Annotated in this window: 21 protein-coding genes; 14 read left to right on the top strand and 7 right to left on the bottom strand. The window is 40.1% G+C overall.

Annotation, left to right across the window (positions count from 1 at the left end; genetic code table 11):
- The first annotated feature begins 16 nt into the window (after nucleotides 1-16).
- The 6 genes from AS030_RS17610 (at nucleotide 17) to AS030_RS17635 (ending at nucleotide 5,606) form a co-directional block, all read left to right on the top strand.
- Nucleotides 17-1,345: a UDP-glucose dehydrogenase family protein gene (locus tag AS030_RS17610; RefSeq protein WP_061974023.1), complete on the top strand. Its 1,329-nt coding sequence runs from the start codon at nucleotides 17-19 to the stop codon at nucleotides 1,343-1,345.
- Nucleotides 1,346-1,356: 11 nt separating this feature from the next.
- Nucleotides 1,357-2,742, top strand: a complete 1,386-nt coding sequence (locus tag AS030_RS17615; RefSeq protein ID WP_061974025.1) for a sugar phosphate nucleotidyltransferase — start codon at nucleotides 1,357-1,359, stop codon at nucleotides 2,740-2,742.
- Nucleotides 2,743-2,796: 54 nt separating this feature from the next.
- A complete protein-coding gene (locus tag AS030_RS17620) occupies nucleotides 2,797-3,879 on the top strand; it encodes a glycosyltransferase (protein WP_061974027.1) in 1,083 nt (360 codons plus the stop codon).
- 83 nt (nucleotides 3,880-3,962) lie between these two features.
- Nucleotides 3,963-4,589, top strand: a complete 627-nt coding sequence (locus AS030_RS17625; RefSeq protein ID WP_061974030.1) for a hypothetical protein — start codon at nucleotides 3,963-3,965, stop codon at nucleotides 4,587-4,589.
- 71 nt (nucleotides 4,590-4,660) lie between these two features.
- On the top strand, nucleotides 4,661-5,083 hold the full coding sequence (locus AS030_RS17630; protein WP_061974032.1) for a VanZ family protein: 423 nt from the start codon (nucleotides 4,661-4,663) through the stop codon (nucleotides 5,081-5,083).
- A gap of 25 nt (nucleotides 5,084-5,108) precedes the next feature.
- Nucleotides 5,109-5,606, top strand: a complete 498-nt coding sequence (locus tag AS030_RS17635) for a YkyB family protein (protein ID WP_141687116.1) — start codon at nucleotides 5,109-5,111, stop codon at nucleotides 5,604-5,606.
- Nucleotides 5,607-5,623: 17 nt separating this feature from the next.
- On the opposite strand, the gene AS030_RS17640 is transcribed toward AS030_RS17635, so the two are convergent.
- Both AS030_RS17640 and AS030_RS17645 read right to left on the bottom strand, forming a co-directional pair.
- The gene (locus AS030_RS17640; protein WP_061974036.1) at nucleotides 5,624-6,412 is read right to left on the bottom strand and encodes a hypothetical protein; all 789 of its coding nucleotides are present in this window, start codon (nucleotides 6,410-6,412) and stop codon (nucleotides 5,624-5,626) included.
- Nucleotides 6,413-6,433: 21 nt separating this feature from the next.
- Nucleotides 6,434-7,288 (bottom strand): hypothetical protein, encoded by an 855-nt coding sequence (locus tag AS030_RS17645; RefSeq protein WP_061974038.1) that lies wholly within the window; start codon nucleotides 7,286-7,288, stop codon nucleotides 6,434-6,436.
- A gap of 333 nt (nucleotides 7,289-7,621) precedes the next feature.
- On the opposite strand from AS030_RS17645, the gene AS030_RS17650 reads away from it, so the two are divergent.
- Nucleotides 7,622-8,197 carry an SGNH/GDSL hydrolase family protein gene (locus tag AS030_RS17650; protein WP_061974040.1) on the top strand — a complete coding sequence of 192 codons (576 nt, stop codon included), beginning with the start codon at nucleotides 7,622-7,624 and terminating at the stop codon, nucleotides 8,195-8,197.
- Nucleotides 8,198-8,305: 108 nt separating this feature from the next.
- Nucleotides 8,306-8,446 carry a hypothetical protein gene (locus tag AS030_RS23755; protein ID WP_156412590.1) on the top strand — a complete coding sequence of 47 codons (141 nt, stop codon included), beginning with the start codon at nucleotides 8,306-8,308 and terminating at the stop codon, nucleotides 8,444-8,446.
- A 53-nt stretch (nucleotides 8,447-8,499) separates the two neighbouring features.
- On the opposite strand, the gene AS030_RS17655 is transcribed toward AS030_RS23755, so the two are convergent.
- From AS030_RS17655 to AS030_RS17675, 5 genes are all read right to left on the bottom strand, one after another.
- A complete protein-coding gene (locus AS030_RS17655; RefSeq protein WP_061974042.1) occupies nucleotides 8,500-10,692 on the bottom strand; it encodes an alpha-galactosidase in 2,193 nt (730 codons plus the stop codon).
- An 18-nt stretch (nucleotides 10,693-10,710) separates the two neighbouring features.
- Nucleotides 10,711-11,532, bottom strand: coding sequence for a carbohydrate ABC transporter permease (locus AS030_RS17660; RefSeq protein ID WP_074440587.1), 822 nt, complete (start codon nucleotides 11,530-11,532; stop codon nucleotides 10,711-10,713).
- A complete protein-coding gene (locus tag AS030_RS17665; protein ID WP_061974213.1) occupies nucleotides 11,532-12,392 on the bottom strand; it encodes a carbohydrate ABC transporter permease in 861 nt (286 codons plus the stop codon). Before AS030_RS17665 ends, AS030_RS17660 begins: the two co-directional genes overlap by 1 nt.
- Before the next feature lie 144 nt (nucleotides 12,393-12,536).
- Nucleotides 12,537-13,757, bottom strand: a complete 1,221-nt coding sequence (locus AS030_RS17670; RefSeq protein ID WP_061974045.1) for an ABC transporter substrate-binding protein — start codon at nucleotides 13,755-13,757, stop codon at nucleotides 12,537-12,539.
- 72 nt (nucleotides 13,758-13,829) lie between these two features.
- On the bottom strand, nucleotides 13,830-14,876 hold the full coding sequence (locus AS030_RS17675) for a LacI family DNA-binding transcriptional regulator (RefSeq protein WP_061974047.1): 1,047 nt from the start codon (nucleotides 14,874-14,876) through the stop codon (nucleotides 13,830-13,832).
- A gap of 463 nt (nucleotides 14,877-15,339) precedes the next feature.
- Between AS030_RS17675 and AS030_RS17680 the strand changes: the two genes are divergently transcribed.
- The 6 genes from AS030_RS17680 to AS030_RS17705 all read left to right on the top strand — a co-directional run bounded on the left by AS030_RS17680 (nucleotide 15,340) and on the right by AS030_RS17705 (nucleotide 19,063).
- Entirely contained in the window at nucleotides 15,340-15,696 is a 357-nt protein-coding gene (locus AS030_RS17680) for a hypothetical protein (RefSeq protein WP_061974050.1), read from the top strand.
- 30 nt (nucleotides 15,697-15,726) lie between these two features.
- Nucleotides 15,727-16,869: a YwqJ-related putative deaminase gene (locus tag AS030_RS24380; RefSeq protein WP_240482390.1), complete on the top strand. Its 1,143-nt coding sequence runs from the start codon at nucleotides 15,727-15,729 to the stop codon at nucleotides 16,867-16,869.
- Nucleotides 16,859-17,317, top strand: coding sequence for a toxin-antitoxin system YwqK family antitoxin (locus AS030_RS17690; RefSeq protein ID WP_061974052.1), 459 nt, complete (start codon nucleotides 16,859-16,861; stop codon nucleotides 17,315-17,317). Before AS030_RS24380 ends, AS030_RS17690 begins: the two co-directional genes overlap by 11 nt.
- Nucleotides 17,283-18,002: an endonuclease V gene (locus AS030_RS17695; protein ID WP_061974054.1), complete on the top strand. Its 720-nt coding sequence runs from the start codon at nucleotides 17,283-17,285 to the stop codon at nucleotides 18,000-18,002. The genes AS030_RS17690 and AS030_RS17695 overlap by 35 nt, the downstream gene beginning before the upstream one ends.
- 488 nt (nucleotides 18,003-18,490) lie before the next feature.
- Nucleotides 18,491-18,706, top strand: coding sequence for a hypothetical protein (locus AS030_RS17700; protein WP_141687117.1), 216 nt, complete (start codon nucleotides 18,491-18,493; stop codon nucleotides 18,704-18,706).
- 12 nt (nucleotides 18,707-18,718) lie between these two features.
- The gene (locus tag AS030_RS17705; protein ID WP_061974058.1) at nucleotides 18,719-19,063 is read left to right on the top strand and encodes a hypothetical protein; all 345 of its coding nucleotides are present in this window, start codon (nucleotides 18,719-18,721) and stop codon (nucleotides 19,061-19,063) included.
- The last annotated feature ends 263 nt before the right edge of the window (nucleotides 19,064-19,326 follow it).

Consider the following 19,326-nt stretch of genomic DNA (forward strand, 5'->3'; position numbering starts at 1 on the left):
GAAAGGAAATCAAATAATGAAGATTTCAGTTGTAGGTACTGGGTACGTGGGATTGGTCACCGGGGTAGCTTTATCGCAGATTGGTCATAACGTAACATGCATAGACATAGATCAAGAAAAAGTAGAAAAAATGAATAAAGGGATATCTCCTATTTATGAGCCAGGCCTTGAAGAATTAATGGTTAAAAACATTAATGAAGGCCGGCTCTTTTTTAGTACCAATCATCAACAAGGGTTTAAGGACTCGAAAGTAATTTATATAGCTGTGGGTACACCTGAAAAAGCTGATGGATCGGCAAACTTAACGTTTATTGAACAAGTAGCAAAAAATATCGCAGCTAATATTGAAGAGGATGTTATTGTCGTTACCAAGAGTACTGTTCCTGTAGGTACGAACCATTACATCAAGGACATTATTCAGCAAAACCTTGTTAAAGACGTTACAGTAGAAATCGTGTCTAATCCTGAGTTTCTTCGAGAAGGGTCATCTGTGTATGACACATTCAATGGTGATCGTATTGTGGTTGGTGCAGATAATATGGAAGCAGCTAAAGTTATAAAAGTAATCAATGAACCATTTGGGATTCCTGTTTACGTTACAGATGTCCAAAGTGCTGAAATGATTAAGTATGCTTCAAATGCCTTTCTTGCAACAAAAATCAGTTTTATAAATGAAATAGGAAACATTTGTGAAAAGCTAGGAGCTGACATTGAGAGTGTAGCTTTTGGAATGGGATTGGACAAGCGTATTGGATCAATGTTTTTAAATGCCGGAATCGGTTATGGAGGCTCATGCTTCCCAAAAGATACAAAGGCGTTAACTCAAATTGCATCCAATATTGATCACCAATTTGAGCTATTAGAGTCTGTAATTAAGGTGAACAATAATCAACAGAGCTTACTTATTGAAAAGGCAAAAAATCGAGTGGGAAATCTAAAAGGAAAGCGTGTAGCTTTACTAGGCCTATCATTTAAACCGAATACAGATGATATGCGTGAAGCCGCTTCTATTGTGATCAGTAAGAAATTGCTCGAAGAAGAAGCAGATGTCATTGCATTTGATCCAATTGCTATTTCAAATGCTAGGAGGATTATTGGTGAAGGCATTCAGTATACCGAAAGCCTTGAAGAAGCCCTCGAAGACAGCGACCTTGCACTTATCGTGACAGAATGGGATCAAATAAAGGAAATTAATTTACAAACATACGTTGATAAGATGAAAAACCCATTGATTTTTGACGGCAGGAATTGTTATGACCTTAATGAAGTTGAAAAGTATAGTATTGAATATCATTCGATGGGCAGAAGAAGTGTGTTAGCTAAGCCTGCAGTTGCAGTTCAATAAGGAGGACGAAAATGAAACTTATTTTACTTTCCGGTGGATCCGGTAAACGACTTTGGCCACTGTCTAATGACACACGTTCTAAGCAGTTCCTGAAAGTTCTTGAAAATGCAATTGGTGCTAAGCAATCCATGGTTCAACGGGTTTGGAACCAGATTGAAAAGGTAGGTTTAGCGGAGTCAACTGTCATTGCTACATCTAAATCGCAAACCGAAATGATACACAGTCAATTAGGGGAACATGTTCCTCTTATCATAGAGCCCGAACGTCGGGATACCTTTCCAGCCATCGCATTAGCGGCGGCTTTTTTATTTGATGAAAAACAAACGGATCTGGATGAAACAGTTGTGGTACTTCCAGTGGATCCTTATGTCGAGGACAGCTTTTTTGCTAATGTCAAAAATGTAGAAGGAGCTCTTACAGATTCCGGTGCCAATCTCGCTCTAATGGGTGTAAATCCTACATACCCATCTACGAAGTATGGATATATCGTGCCTGATGAGGTAATTACCTCTAACGATTACTTTAAGGTAGAACGTTTTACTGAGAAACCGAGTGAGGAAAAAGCAGAGGTGCTCATTAATCAAAATGCACTTTGGAACACAGGTGTCTTTGCATTTAAGCTTCAATACTTAATAGATATCTTAAAAGAAAAAGGATTGCCGCTTAGTTATAAAGAACTTTCTAAGCTATATCACCTTCTGCCAAAAATCAGTTTCGACTATGAAGTCGTGGAGAAGGCTGATCATATTGTGGCCGTTCCATACAGTGGATACTGGAAAGACCTTGGTACTTGGAACACCTTAACTGAGGAGATGGCCACCACTCAAATTGGGAAAGGTGTTATTTCTGATGATGCCAAGAATACGCATTTGGTGAACGAGCTTGAGATCCCGGTCACGGTATTGGGTGTTTCAGATGTTGTCGTAGCAGCAAGCCCTGATGGCATCCTTGTGGCTGATAAAGCATCCAGTCCAAAGATTAAAGACTTAATTGCGGATTTTGATCACCCGCCAATGTATGAAGAGCGTCTATGGGGTTGGTCGAAGGTGTTGGATTATGCCAAGTATACGAACGAGGAAATGGCCACTAAACGCATTTGCATCCATCAGAACAAGAATTCAACTTACCACTACCATAACTTGCGAGATGAGGTTTGGACCATCATTCGCGGTGAAGGTGAACTCATTCTTGATGAAAATGTTCGCCGTGTCAAAGCAGGAGACATCATTCATATTTCTGCCGGTAAGAAGCATGCAATCCGAGCAATTAAAGAATTGGAATTTATTGAAGTGCAAACCGGAAAAGAAGTTGTAGATACGGACTTTGTCCGTCTTTTCCATGACTGGGATGACATTATGGAACACTACTACAATTCAAAAGCCCAGGTTATTGTATAAACTACGTAAGCCCACTGGCTCTGCCAGTGGGCTTATTTACATATGGAGAACAACATGAAAACGATTGCTTATTATATATCGGAATACGGATTTGGCCATGCCACTCGGTCCATTGTTTTGATGAGAGAGATGTTAAAGGTGGATGCAGAATTAAGAATCGTTGTTTGTACCAGCTTTTCTTTGGGGTTAATTAGGGATTCACTGGAGGAGTTTGGTGAGCGGGTTGTTTATCACAAGATAGTTACGGATGTTGGCTATATTCTTCGGGAAGATTCTCTGCAGCTGGATAAGGATGCGTTGAATATAGCATGTCAGGAATATCTAATAAAGTGTGGTGACTTGGTTAAACAAGAAATTGAATACTTAAGCCCTTTGAATGTGGAGTGTATACTCTCTGACATTGCTCCTATTGCTTTTGAAATTGGAGACAAAATGAACATTCCAACGGTTGGTATATCTAATTTTACCTGGTGGAGTGCTTATGAAGGAGTAATTGATTCATCATTAAATAATGAGTTCAAATCTATGTATGAGAAAATGGACCACTTCATTCAATTGGCAGGCTGTAAGGAGCCGGGGTTTGGACGGAAAAGTAATGAGCAGTTTGGTTTCTTTTGCAGGGAGGCAGATGAGAGAGAAGTGCAAAGGCTACGTAATGATTTGAATCCGTCTGGTCCAAAGCGAATAGTGTTTATTCCTATTGGGATGAAGATTGAACTAAACATGGCGGACTGGTCATTATGGAATAATGAAAACTGTGTATTTGTTGTATCCAGCCATATAGATATTGAGCATCCTAATGTGGTGAAGGTACCGGCTGACTATACAGAGGTCCAAAACTATGTAGCGGCTGCTGACTTGGTGATTTCAAAGGCAGGGTGGGGGACGGTGGGTGAAGCTGTTGTTCATCAAAAAGCATTGTTAATAATTGAAAGGGAAGAGATGAATGAGGACCGGAATACGATTGAGTATTTAACGGAGCATGCGGTTTGCCAGTTAGTCAGTTGGGAGCAACTGCGTGGATTACAAATATCAAATGTTCAACAATCTCCTTATAAAGTCGATTTTATAAATGATGCAGTGGAAATTACTGAGAAAGTCTTAAAGATCATTGATGTAAAAGCAGTCACTTACTAAATGAAATTTTAGCTATAAAAAGGAAAATTCTGTTATAATTATAAAGTGAGATTTAAAATTCATATTTCTTTACGGAGGTGCCCATGAACGAGCCTAAAGCTTATGGCGTATTTTCTAAACGAAAGAATTATGTTTTTAGAGATTCTGCATACATTCAATGGGGAAACAGTACCCGGTCCATTGGAAGTTTTCTTCTTCTCAATCCTGGTTCGTCAAAGTTAAGCAGTCATCTTAATAAAGAATTGGAGAATACAGGGATTGCATGTGGTGGCATCACGCTCGATCCAACCATGCGGCAATTAACTTTAATGGTTTGTAAGATGTATAACGAACAACCTCAACTAGATGGAAGGCTTCATATTTATAATTTATTTAGCCTCCAGAATCCTTCATCCGAAGATGCAATTGAAGTGTTCGAAGAATTAACGTCAACAGGTGAACTTGATATTAACCATTCAATGATTACGCTTGAGGAGCTTAAAGAACATCCTTGGATTTTGTTAGGGTGGGGCTGCATGTACAAAGCAAGATGGATTAATTTAAAACAAGCTAAGCTCAACTGGCTTCAGCTTATTAAAGAATCTGGTATTAAATCATTTGGAAAAAGGAATGGGATGGGGGATAAGTATTACCATCCATGTCCTCAATTAATTAAAGACAGGGGCGCCATGGTAGATCATTTGGTTACTCTGTACAGAGAATGCACATAAAGATAGGAGTTAACCAATTGAAACTAGCAGCTCAGAGTCTAAATACACTCATATATGGGAATTAATAGATTATGAAAACATTTAAATTTCTTATCGTTGTTGCCTGGACCCTTTTCCTTGGTATTCATACGTTTACGGACAACCTTGAAGCCCTTTTAGGCAGCCGGATTATTGAATTCAGACTGACCCCACCTGACTTCTCGCACTTCTTCAGTTTCTCAGACATCGCCCTGATCCATCCTAACTTCATTCTCATTAAAACCGGTCACTTTTTAGGTTTTGCCATCTTGGATCTTTTGCTTTTTGCCTGGTTAGGGAAGCATGGACGGGCTGTGGTCCTGTCCTTTGGTTTTGCTGTATTTACCGAAGTAATGCAGCTGTATTTTGGACGGGATGGCCGGTTGTATGATGTAATTATTGATACGATGGGGATTATTTCGGTGTATGTGCTGCTGAAGCAATTTAAAGCGAGAAGTCATGAGTCGTCGATGTAAAAAAGCAAGCCAATGCTAAACAAGCGTGAGAAAGCACCGATATTTTTTAATAATGGATGCTTTCTCACGTATTTTAGAAAAGGAGATGAGGGAAATAATAATTCGAGAAATTGCTATAGCGATCTATGTGATCAACAACCATGCGAAAAATGCGCCAGTCCTTTATTCCTTCAAGCATAGGGCGATCGAGCAGCTGCTGAAAGAAGGACGAGCTGAGAAAGTAGGCCTGCATTATTCACCCAACCCGGAAAGAGCCTTGCAACGGTTGGATGTACTCGTCAGAATTGAAGATTTCTTTTTTCACCTGCCCTCCACCAAGGAAGATCGAAGAACATTGAAGGTGTTAGAATATGATTCTAGTTTTCGTAATCCCAAAGAGAGAATGTCTATATTTCGTGCCAAGCAAATAATAAATGTCTATTCTCCTCCAGTAAAATCTTCTGAAAATCGTAAGAACCCCCTTCCTAAGCAACAAACTCCTTATACTGGGTTTTCCTCCTACTTGAATGGTACATACAAATAAGCATAATTTTAAGTCTGTTATTTAACATGGGTATTTACATTTAAGTTGTTTGAGATATCCTTCTTTATGACAAATGGGTTCGTAAAGTAACGCTGCTCAATATTCCGCCAATGCACGTTCTTGACATGGTCCATATAGTTAACAATTTTCCAGAAGATTTTCTCTGCACCAGGGTGGAAGCAATTAAAGGTATTTCCTTCTTTGATGTGATAATCAATAAAGGTAGAAACGTCTTTTTGAGTGAGTTTAACCGTGTTCTTTGAGGCGATGGAAAAAAGGAAATGCTTATTTTCTGCGCTTAATTTGGAGTCTTTTATGTAGTTGAATAACGGCTGTTCGCCTAACGTGTGGGCTAACTTTTCATTCATTCCCAGGTTGGGATTTAGTATTAGTTTTTCAAGGTCCGCCTGATCCACCTTTAATCTTTCGGATAAGGAAGAAATGTCCCAGTTGGGATCAGCTAGGATGCTCTTCACATAGAAATTTTTCAAAATCCAGTATCGGCTTCCTTCTACTAACAGGTTATTAACCGTTCTTATAAACCGATCAATTTTATTACTGTTTTCGTATTGTGATACGTTGCATTTAAATACCCCGTTAGCATCCATGTACAGGCAGCTAAAAAAGTATTCAAAATGACCCGCCACATAGTAGCAGTCCTTCATTTTTTCCAATTCAATTAGAGGACCAGTAATGCCATTTGTCATTAACCTGTACTTTTTCACCATGGTGGCTTTAGAAGGGAAAATTTTATAATCATAAGCAATGTCGTTTAACTTTACTTCCTCCATTCGTATAAATGCCATGATTCACCTCCAACAGGATTTTTACAATGCGGATGAATCTGCATTCAGCCAATCATACGTGTGAACCTCAGCATACCGCTCTCTTCTGCGCTCAACCGTTAGAACCCCATAGACAACACCATAAAAATATTGCTCGAACGTGGATTTGATCTTTCGCAGTTTGTATTGGTAAACCGTGATCTTAAAGGCTTGAATGACATTTGGAACCAATACCTCCAGCGGCCGTTCCATCTGCAATTTTTTATAGGCAATCCTTGCTTTCTGCCAAAGGGAACAAATTTCTGCAGCGGTTGTGAAGAAGGGTTTGACCGCAGAAATAAAATCCATAGGTATGTAGTCAGGAAGATATGAATAATCCAATGTTGTTGAAGAAAACGCGGGTTGCTTACGTATGGTTTTGGTTTTTAATTTTTTTATATTTTTTGTTTCTGGGTTTTTAGTTTCCGATACCGAAATGTCGGGATTTAACCCAGAGCTGCAAGTGGTTTGAGGACTTTGTCGGCCCGTCAATTGTTTTGTAATCGTTCTGTCAAAACGATGGAACACAAAAATGTTGTGGGAATAGCCGCCCTTGTTCCGGATGGTGTGATGGATGGAGATGACGCCAAACTTCCTTGCTTTTCGCAGCATGCGTTCAACCGTGGAACGGGAAATGCCGCCTTTTTCATGGCACGCAGAAACAAGCGTACCGATCCTTGCATTGCATACGCCAATGACTTTGACACTATATCGTGTGAGCTGGTTAAAGGCGATCAACTCCCCCTTCGTAAACTTCTCCCCATGTACCTCCAAAAAGTGTTTGTTGGATTCATTAAACTCCTTTACCGTTTGAAACTCACTCAAGGTTTTAAAATTCGTAATCTTTCCAGGTACCATGTGGCTCTTCCTCTCTATATAAAGGTCTTCACTCTTTAAATAGAGAAAAAGGGGGAAAAGGAGGCATGGGTTTTAAAAATATTTTTTGGGGAGCAGGACCCTTTTGCAGGAGTAATACGTTTGCTTGGAAATGAAATGATAGATGGCAGATTGATGTTGAATGGACGTATACGAAGAATGGAGACTGTTTACAGCAGAACCATACAGTAACATTTAATAAAATTTTGACAATGATATCGTTTGTTATGAAGGTAGCTCATGACTTATCGAGACTTCCTTATGCCGCTCATGCGAAAATGGATGGTTCAATATATTATTTGGAGGTAAGCTACAATGAATTTGGGTTATTATTTAGCTCTAGGTGATTCAATAACATGGGCATCGGTCACGGGGATTACAAAAGGGAGTGACTTCTACGCGATGAAAGTAAGAGATGCCATCGCTGCAAATTATCGGCCTATAAAGTTGGTTAATAACGGGATTGGCGGAATTACTTCCAATCATTTAGTTCAGAATATGCATTGGTGTACCAAGGTCGTTCCTGATATCGTCACCATTGGAATCGGTATGAATGATGCCGTAAATGGATATGTACCAGTCTCGAACTACAAAACAAATCTGCAAACGGTGATCGATACATTAAGAACGGTCAATCCTACTGGAGACATTATCCTTTGCACGCCGAGCCAAACTACTGATCCGAAACGATCAACCATTCAAAATTACCGTGATGCCATGGCAGAGGTTGCAAGCGCGAACGGAATGGGTTTAGCCAGATTTGATTTAGCGTATACATACGAAGAGGTTGCTACTTATTCTGATGATGGAGTAAATCCTAATACAGCAGGACACCAAAAAATATTTGATAAGCTTTGGAAGGAGGTCAAAAAAGTGAAATTTTTAAATTAAAAGTGTGTAAACAACAAAAGTAAAAACGATACCATTACTGTTTCCAAATTAACCAAGGGTGACGTAATCAAAGTTTATGATGCTTCCACGTGAGGAAAACGACTCGCTATGTCAAGTGCTGCAACGGGCACCAGTGTAACCATTTCTATTAAACAATTAGGTGCCAAAGCAGGAACGGCCTACCTGACTGTTACTAATACAGGAATGAGCGAGAGCGGAAGAACTGGTGTTAAATATAAGGCTGAGTAACAATTTGAAAGCTCCCCTTCATTTTCAGAATGAAGGGGAGCTTTTTTAGGCTGCTATTTAATCTCCTTTAAATGCCAAACGTAGCTCTGGAAGTCTCCCTTTATGGAAGTCGGAATACTCAAGCCTACATAGGACAGCTCGTCTCCGCCATAGAAGGAATCGGTACCAGCGATCTGATAGGTCTTATCGGTATTTATACCTGTCAAACGGAGGTAACGTAGAGGAGCTGCGGGTTCTTCCAATGTACGGAAATAGTAAACAATGGCTTCCGACTTATCCTCATTGACGAAAAGCCAGGCTGTTTCATTGCCTTCAAAAGGACTCTTCAGGCGGTAAAAGTTGCCGAATTGGATGAGCTTGCGAATTTGCTTGTAGGTGGCCACCTGCTCCTTTACGGCTTCTTTTTCCTCGTCCGTCAGCTTGGTCAAGTCCAGTTCATACCCGAGGTTTCCGGACATGGCCACATCGCCACGCATTTTTATGGATGTGATCCGATTCACCTGGTGGTTTGGAACAGCAGATACATGGGATCCCATTGAAATGATAGGGTATACCAGGCTGGTCCCGTATTGAATTTTTAAGCGCGAAACCGCATCCGTATTATCGCTGGTCCACGTCTGAGGCATGTAATAAAGGATTCCTGGGTCAAACCTTCCTCCGCCGCCGGAGCAGCTTTCAAAAAGGATATCAGGGAATGCAGATGTTATATGTTCCATCACTCTGTATAAGCCGAGCATATAACGGTGAGCGGTTTCTCTTTGCCTGTCAGCTGGAAGGAGCGCTGAACCGATCTCCGTCATATGGCGGTTCATATCCCATTTTACATACGAGATGGGTACACTCGAAAGGATGTCGGATACCATCCGGATCACTTCTTCACACACGTCTTCTCGTGAAAAATCAAGGATGAGCTGGTTTCGGCTCTCAGACCGCTGACGGCCTGGAACATGGAGGCACCAGTCTGGGTGATTACGGTACAACTCGCTGTCAACTGAAACCATTTCCGGTTCAAACCAGAGGCCGAACTGCATGTCTTTTGACCTGACCTTCTCAGCGAGATTGCCCAGCCCTTCCGGAAGCTTTTCCTTGTTTACAAACCAGTCTCCCAAAGAAGTTTTGTCATTATTTCTTTTTCCAAACCAGCCATCGTCAAGGACAAATAACTCAATTCCAAGCTCCGCTCCAACTTCTACGATATCCAGAATCTTTTCGGCGTTAAAATCAAAGTAGGTAGCTTCCCAATTGTTCACCAGAACAGGCCGTTCCGCGTCACGGAATTTCCCTCTGACCAAGCGGGTTCGATATAAATCATGAAAGGTTCGGGACATACCGCCGAGGCCTTCTGAAGAGAAAACCATGACCACTTCAGGCGTCTGGAACGTGTTTGAAGGGCCAAGCGTCCAATTGAAATCAAAGGGGTTAATGCCCATAGTTACCCTGGTTGTACTAAACTGATCAACCTCCGCCTGAGCAAGAAAATTCCCGCTATAGACAAAGTTGAACGCATACACTTCGCCCGTCTCTTCAGCAGTTCCTTTTCTCAAGAGGGCTATAAAAGGATTGTGCTGGTGGCTGCTGGCGCCTCTTGTGCTTTCAATGGACTGAATGCCGTGCCGAAGCGGCAGCCTTTCAATATGGCGCTCTTTGACATGGGCACCGTGCAAATGCAAAAATTCAAAATCCGCATCTCTGAAATCTACACTCATGCTGAGGGCGCTCAATAATTTGAGAGATTGCTTTCCTTTATTAACGAACCTGGTGGAGCGGGTGATCACATTGAAGTTTTCAAATACTGTATAGGTTAACAGGACCTTTAATCCAGCCGTGGTATCTACCATCGTAATTTCGAGGGTTTCCGCTTCATTTTCATTCTCAACATACGTTGCCGGCAGGCCATCCAGAGGCTCTTTTCCTTTGAAGATACGATGCGATTCGTAACGCAAGTCTGTAACCGTTGAGCCATTTTCAAGCTGGACATGATACGCAGGCTTGCGAAAATCGGTGGTTCCGTATTGTGGATATTCCTGAGGGAGGGTATCTAATGAAAACGTCCTGTCCTCTTTATAAGGATTGCCTGAAAACCCACGGTCAAGGAGTTGGAGAAAATTAGAATTCCGGTAGGCTTTTATTTTTTTACCCCAATAAAGATGAAGAAGAAAGCCATCTCTTTCAATACCCATTACATAGCTGGTATCTTTTGCTTGCAAGTGAAATTGTCTGCTTTCAGAATTAAACGAAATCCCCATGTATTATCAAACTCCTACTTATTTAATTGCTCCCTTGACGATTCCGCCAATGATCCATTTTTGTGCAAAGATATAGACGATTACCATTGGTGATAAAGCCAATAGATACGAGGCGAAGGCAAGGTTAAAATCTGTTCCAAACTCAGATTGGAAAATATATTGCACAAGTGGCAATGTGGCATCTGCCGGATCGTTCAAGATAATTAATGGAAGCATGAAATCGTTCCATGCCCACAGGCATGTAAGTATAGCGATCGTTGCATTGATTGGTGTTAACAGCGGGAAAATGACCTTCCAAAATACACCCCAGGGACTGCAGCCATCGACAATAGCAGCCTCTTCAAGCTCTCTTGGAATCGAACGGATATACCCGACATAGATAAAAATATTCAGCGCCGCTCCATATACAATGTACAAGAAAATCAGTCCGCCCGGGTTATCCATGCCCAATTGGGAAGTCTGCTTGACCAATGGAAGCATGATAATAGGAAAAGGGACAAACATGGCGCTTACAAAAAAGTAATAAAGCCCCTTAAAGAATTTACGATCCATATTTCTCGCAATCGCATAAGCGACCATAGAATTTGTCAGGATGGTAAAAACAACCGTTACCACGGTAATCACGGTACTGTTTTTGAAGGCTGCGAAAAAATTGGTCGCTTCAATGGCTTTTGTAAAGTTTTCAAAATGAAGCCCTGTCGGTAAAGAAAGGACGGATTGAGCCATTTCGTCAGGCGTTTTCAACGCGATGGAAATCACAAGATACAAAGGGATGAAAATCACTAATGAACCTAATGCGATGAGTGAGGTTACCAACCAGTTTGTTCTTTGCTTCAGCATTACATATCCATCTCCCTTCTTTGGAGAACTTTAATTTGAAAAATTGAAATAGCAACAATGACAATTAAGTAGATGACCGAGTTGGCAGACTGATAGGCAAACTCGCCTCCGGAGAAACCGCCTTTATAAATGATCAAAGAAATCGATTCGGTTGCCCGTCCGGGTCCGCCGCCTGTCAAAGCCACAACATGGTCGAAAACCATAAGGAAATTTTTCATTGATAAAACCATGTTAATGGTGAAGAAAGGGGCAATCATCGGAAAAGTAATCTTCCAGAATTCCTGCCATTTGTTTGCTCCATCAAGAGCGGATGCTTCATACAGTTCCGTTGGAACCGTTTGCAAACCGGATAGATACAGGATGATATTAAAGGCACAAGCCTGCCATACAGCGACAATGACAATGCCAATCCATGCCATTTTTTCGCTTCCAAGAATATTGTTGGAAAGGAAGGCGATATGCCAAGTGTCACCCAGCTTAGGAATAACATTGGAAAAGATAAAGTTAAAGATAAATCCTACAATGAGCACTCCTAGTACGTTGGGCAGGAAATAGACTGCCCGGAAAAAATTCCGGCCCTTAATTTTTGAGTTCAAGCCCATGGCAACGGCCAGGCTGATGATGTTTACAAGAATTGTAGAAACAATAGCGAATTTAAAGGTGAATAAATACGAGTTCAAGACATTCACGTCTTTAAATATGTTTAAGTAATTCTTAAGCCCGACAAAATCGTACGTTAGGCTCAAGCCGTCCCAGTTCGTGAAAGAATAATAGATTCCTTGCAGAGCTGGGTAGGTATGAAAGGTGAGGAAGAGAATAAAAGCAGGAATGGTCATTAGATAAAAATGAATATTTTTCATTTTTATCTTCGTCTTCTTTTTCTTAATGGTCACTGTAGAAGATTTCGGGTTGTTTAAAACAACATCTTCTCTGCTCATCGTGTTCACTCCTAGTAAAGATGGAGAAATGAGTGATTAAATCCCAATTTCTCCATCTCTTGATTGTTATTTACGGTCAGCTACTTTTTTCCACTCGCTGTCCAATGTTTTCAGGTAGAGATTTACATCTTTTTTCTGAGTAAGGACTTGTAATTGCTTATCAAGCGCAACTGCTGTTGGAACGTAGTGGTCAGGGAAATCTGATAAAGCGCCATCTGCAATCTTTTCTTTCAGGCCTTCCAATTCAGGAGCTTCCTGCGTGTATCCTTTCATGGCAGGGAACGCATTTTGTTCCTTTAAATAAATTTTTACTGCTTCATCACTGAACAGGAAGTCTACAAACTTCTTCGCTTCCTTTGGATGGCTGGTAGTAGAGGATTGAGCAATTAACAAGTCTACACCGGATACGACTTTTGAGTCTCCAACCGGATAAGGGAATACGCCTAATTCAATATTTGGATTGGCTTTTTTAATTTCAGGAATCGCCCAAATACCCTGAAGATACATGGCTGATTCGCCTTTTGCGAATGCTGTGTTTCCGTCATTGTAAGCTTTGCCGTTCTGGTTTTTATGTCCATATTGAATCAGTTGAAGAAATTTTTCAGCGGCTTCTTTATGGTCTTTTTTAAAGGAAGTTTTTCCTTGATCAAGCTTTTTGAAGAAGTCATCGCCCTGCGTATTGGCCGCTAATACGTTATAGGCAGGAAGAGCTGTCCATGCATCTTTAAACGTAAAGTAGAACGGGGTTTTGCCGGCATCTTGTACTTTTTTGGCCACTGCAATAAATTCATCCCAAGTTTTTGGAACCTCAAGCCCCAATTCCTTAAACATCGTCTTGTTGTAGATCACAGCATCTGCGTTCGCAGCATATGGAAGGCCGAATACTTTGTCCTGCTTGGAGATATCCTTGAGCATGTCAATGTACGCTGGCTGGATATCGTTCAGGTGGCTGTCCTTAGAAACATCTTTAAGTGCACCGGCTTTGGCAACATCGGAATACGAAATGTCTCCTCCCATTCCGATTACATCCGGTATATCACGCTTGGAGATCCTTGTTTTTAAAACCGTCACAGCATCAGGTGGCTGAGTCTGTACGACGTCAATTTTAGGGTTCTCCTTCTCAAACTTTTTGATCAGTTCATCAAACGTTCCTTTGGCCTCAGATTTATAGGACAAAAACTCGATCTTTACTTTTCCGTTAGATGAAGCATCTTTGGAGTCAGAACAGCCGGCAAGAGCCGATATGGCAAGCATTCCTGTTAATGCGAATGAAATCGTCTTTTTCATAGAAGTAATCTCCTCTACTAATTTAATAATTTTAAAAAATGACAACGGTTTCAAAACGAAGGGTCCGGAAGGTTAATTCACCTCCCTAAGTAAAGCGTTGTTTACTGGGCCAGAACTCTCCCGGATGACTAACTCAGTGGGAAGGGTTACCTTCAAGGGAACATTTCTTCCATTAAGCTTGTCGTAAAGTATCTTTACAGCCGTTTTGCCCATTTCGTCTGTGTAAACTTTCACAGTGGATAGCGGGGGAGTTAAAAAGGCAGCTGCTTCAATGTCATCGTAGCTCACGATGGAAATATCCTCTGGAATCTTTAATCCTGCTTCATGAAGTGCTCTGTAAACTCCGAGGGCCATTGGATCACTGCCAACGACTACTGCTGTCGGCAAATGTTCTTCTTCCAGCAATTCCTTCATTAATGCATAACCGTTTGCGGTTCCCCACTCATCTGTCTTTATAAACTTTGAGTTATAGAGGCCTTTTTCTTTCATGATCTTGTTAAAGGCCGCATGCCGGGCATCTTTTTTCTCACGGTTGTTTTTACTGCTTAAACCATATACCATTCCTTTACCGCCGATAAAAGCAATGTTGGAATGGCCCAGCGAGAAAAGATAGTTAAGGATTTCATCCGTTGCGTTTTCAAAATCGGAAATAACCGCATCCACGTCTTTTTCTACTGGGAGATAATCGACAACAACAATATTGTTATTCTGATGATAAATGGTTTTCAAATCACTGATATCGATATCTCCAATAACAATGAGTCCATCGAAATCACTGAAACTTTCAGAAGAAATGTCGGACTTGCCGACCGCCATTACAGAAGCGATATTCAAATCAAATTCCCTGCATGTCCTTTCAATTCCTAAGCGGATGGATTGAAAATACGTATCGACTGTTTCATCGTTAAGTATCAAAACTCCTATTTGACAGTCAGTTCGCTTCATTTCCACTTTGGGTGCTTTTTTTCTAAGTGGCTTATATTTCAATTCCTTTGTTGCCTCAAGTACTCTTTTCTTCGTTTCCTCTGAAACCGATAAGGATGAATCGTTATTTAATATCCTGGATACTGTTGCAGTAGAAACCTTGGCATGCCGTGCAATATCTCTAATCGTCGTCATCTGAACACCTGCTTCCATTGTTTCCGTTAGTTATGTTTAGTTAATTTAACTAAATTCAAATTAAAGATATCATGGAAAGCGTTTTCTGACAATATATTTTTCGTAATTTTTACTAGTTTTGCGAAAAAAAGACTAGACTCATGGTTTTAAAGGATATTTTATGCTTGAAAGGCGCTTTCTTCAGTAAGTAATTAAACGGTGTTTAGTAAAATAATAGTCTGTTTTATGGTTTGTTTACTAAAGTTATTCACTGTGATAGTTGTAAACTAGCTTCCTAATAAAGGGAGCGAAATGTTTATTGTTGCTGGGTAATTCGGGTGCCAAAAGAACTAGATAAACCAATTCAGGTTGGTAAAAAGGATAGAGTTAAAGGGTTAACAAAATAAGGTAAAATATGATGGTGACCTACCTTTTACAGGGATTTGTACGGTAAAGAGTTAAGGACGAAAGGAGGATGACCAGTATGCTTGGGTTTATGGATGGTGTGCGAGTTCAAAGGCAGATTGAATCTATTAATCGGGATATACAGCAAATTAAAGAGGTTCAGCATGGCCTGCTTACCTTGCAAAAAGAGACAAATACGCTCTCTCAGAATATTGCTCGTGATGTCACCCAGGAAACGCGGGAAGACATCTGGAAGGGAAAGAAGCAGCAGGAGTACAAGGACATGTATGAATCGCTGGACAAGACCCTTTCAAGCTTTGAGGGAGACATTGGACAGCAGGTCTATTACATGGATTACTGGATCTCCTATTTGGAGGGCGAACGATCCAAGTTAACGGTGTCCCTTCACGAAATTAAAGAAGCACTGAAGAAGTAGGAATCCAACAAATAAGGCAGGAGGGACTTCATGGAAATCAAAATAGAACCTAATCGGCTGGCAATCCTGTCCAAACGAATGCTGGAGCATCAAAACCGGGTGAAGAAGCTTCAGCACAGCCTGGAGAGAGAAACAGGAAAAGCCAGTTCCATTCTCTCTCGTTCTGAATTCCCGCCTCCGTTTTCAGGACAGATTTCCGCTACAAATGGTAGTATAAAGGAAACGAGCCAAACGATCGTACAGACTCTCGAATACCAGGCCGCCTGGCTCTCATATTTTGCCCACCAGGCCTCTGGTGCGGATAACGTTCCACTCTCGCTCACCCAGGCCACAGCCATCCTTGCCAAGTACGACGACCGCTTCAAGGATCCCGGCAAAACGGACGGCATTGACGCAGGCAAGCTCGCAAAAGACGCTGCCGGAGAACTAACCGGCTTATACGATGCCCAGCGCGCCGCTACTGGTATTGATCCAGCCACTGGAGAAAAAATCTCCGGATGGAGCAGAGTTATGGCCGGAGGAATGTTTGTCTTTGGTCTCACTCCTATCGGGAAAGGTGTTAAGGCATTCAAGCTAGTAAGAACCGCTGATAAAGTGATTGGTGTGGCGAAGGAAGGTCAGGCAGCGAGGAGAGTTGTTGGGTCGGCGGATGTTGTTAAGGGTGCGGGAAGTAGTCGAATAGATTATTTGCGTAATAAATATGGGAAATTTACTTCTGAGGAATTGAATTACAGGATTAACTTGCGCGGTGAAACCGTTAAGGAATTACAAAAATTAAAGGATACAGGTATAAGTAAGAAAAAAATGGGGCCAGCCTTTGCTGGTGTGTATGATAAAACAACGGGTAAGATTCATTATTCAATAAATGATTTTGATGGGATTTTGCCTGATTTTCATCCTTTATTAAAATCAAGATATAATTCTATGCCCCAAGAGGTTATAGACTCATATGCATTTTCAAAAGGTGCAGGATCTCATGCTGAGGTAATTGCTCTGAATAAAGCCTTAAGGGCAAATCCGAATGCTGACTTGGATAATTTTGTTGTAAATGTAATACGTACGGGTCAAAGCAGAATAAAACCAGCTGGAATGATGTTTCCAAGGTGTCCGCATTGTGCTTATCTTACGGACGGGTCTGAAATTATCACGGAGGTTTCAAAAAATGTTAAATGATATTTTAACTAAGGATTATATAATTCAGAATGGAGTAGAGTTTGAAGAACATTTAGAATTTGGTGGTCCTTATGATTTAGGAATAGTAGAGTACACGCCTGACGGCAAAGAAAGGTTGTTTACCGGATTAGCCTATGATCTTTATGAAGATGGAAATATAGAGAGTTATTTCTATGTGGAAAACGGTGTAAAACAAGGAAAATATGTTGAGTTTTTTTCGAATGGTAATGTTAAAAGAATAGGGAATATGAATAAAAATTCAGCAGAAGGATATCAAGTAGAGTTTTATGAGAACAATAATAAAAAGTATGAATCTGAATGTATTGCTGGACTAGAGATGACATTTACAAAGTATGATGAGAACGGAAATATTATTGAACAAAAAACAGAACCAAGCGAAGCAGATTTATTGTATGCAAAAAAATTCAGCAGTGAAACAAATGGATAATAAAGTAGAAGAAAAATTAAATGTTATACAACATCAATTGAGAAAGAAAATTCACTGTGAAAACAATTTTTCACTAGATGAACTAAAACTTGTTGCAGGAGTAGATATAGCCTATTGGTCAGATAATGAAGTGGATTATGGTGTTTGTTGCATTCAAGTTTTCGACTATTTAACTAAAAAAGTTATTGAGGAAGTTGAATATGTAGGGAAAGTCGAATTCCCTTATATATCTGGTTATCTTGCGTTTAGAGAATTACCGCTTATAGTAAAAGCAGTTCAAAAACTAAAAAATACTCCGGACCTTTATATGTTTGATGGAAACGGTTATTTGCATATTCGTAACATGGGAATTGCAACGCATGCATCAATAGAATTAGGCAAACCAACCATAGGGGTAGCCAAGACTTACTCCAAAATAAAAAATGTTAATTTCACGATGCCACCAAATTCGAAAGGTACGTTCACAGATATTGTTGTTGATGGAGAAGTATATGGAAGAGCATTGAGAACAAGAGTAGATGTTAAACCCATATTTGTATCATGCGGGAATTGGATTGATCTAAATACAGCTACTCAAATTACAATGCATTTTGTGGAAGAAGACAGTCGACTGCCTATTACTATTAGATATGCTGATTTAGCGACACATGAAGCAAGAAAATACCAAAAGTTAATGAATAAGTAATTTTGGGTGGTGACGAACAGTCATCACCCTTTATACATTCCTGATACGTATATTCTGTGTCAGTCTGGAATTTAAGCCGCGCGAAAATAAGAATAGCTTGCCTGGAAAGGGCTAATACACCTGGTAAAAAGCCTGGAGACCACGCAGGGCACTTAGCTGCAGACAGGTTTGGAGGATCTCCGGATTATCCCAATTAAGTAGTGTGAATTTGAGTAAGTATAAAAAGCTAGAGAACCAATGGGCTGCAGCTCATAAAAGAAGGAAAAAAGGTTTCTGTAAATGTAAAAGTAAATTATGATGAAGCTGGTTTAAGGCCGGCGAGTTTTTTAAATAAAATATGTTATCGATGGTGTTATAAAGAAAAGGGTTCTGAAAAATTAGAGGTGAAAATACGGCATTGACCCAGGCAAGCTCGCATAAGACGCAGAGCTAAAGGCTTAGACTTAACTTCAAGAGAAACCCCATATAAAATTATGGGTAGTCAAAAAGTGAAGCAATTGAATGAAAAGGCGAAAAATAGAACTATCTCAAAAGAAGAATGGAAGCAATTGAGGTGGAATAAGAGATTTAAACGCAGAAGAGAAAACGGTGAAATTATATATCCAGTAACGTTTAGAGAGCATTTGTATCGATGGCATGGTGGTAGCTATAAGAAAAGCTTACCTGGTAAACCTCTAAATGATTCAGTCAATAATGACTTTTAAGGAGGATATAAAATGTCAGTAGTACTTTTAGTAGTAGAACAAGATGAAAATCCAATGAAATTTATACCCACAATAAGGAAAAATACGAATTTTGGACTATCTGAAATAAAAAAAAGAATAGGCAATGGGATTCCAATATTGGAGATTGATCTATTTAAAGATGAGGAAGACGATGCAAAACTAAAACATTTAATTAATGAATTGATAAATATTCACGCTAATATAAGACTGTTTGATGGTGAAGTAGTTGAAAATAAAGAAGTATCAGTTGAATACTTGATGAATAGATTTCATAGATACGAAGAAATACAACGACAAAATCAAGAGTTAGATGATTTAATGTACGGTGAAGATTAATTTCTAGGAATGCTATGCAGTGCATATTTAATTATAATGTTTATTATGGGTATATTCGCGAAAATGAAGCAATCAAAGTAAATTCTGGCAAGGGAAAATCCTTTGGCTGGCTCGATAGTTATCAAAAGGTAGCGCCTTTAACTACATTTAAAAGTGTCTTTGCTTCCTGGAATATTTGGGGAAATACCCTTACTTATTTTTTAATGAACAGTGTAATATATGGAATTTTGACTTGGGTTCTAAGTTATTTGGTAAATGCAAAA

Origin of the sequence: Fictibacillus enclensis (genome assembly GCF_001457035.1) — a bacterium.
GTDB lineage: Bacteria > Bacillota > Bacilli > Bacillales > Fictibacillaceae > Fictibacillus_C > Fictibacillus_C enclensis.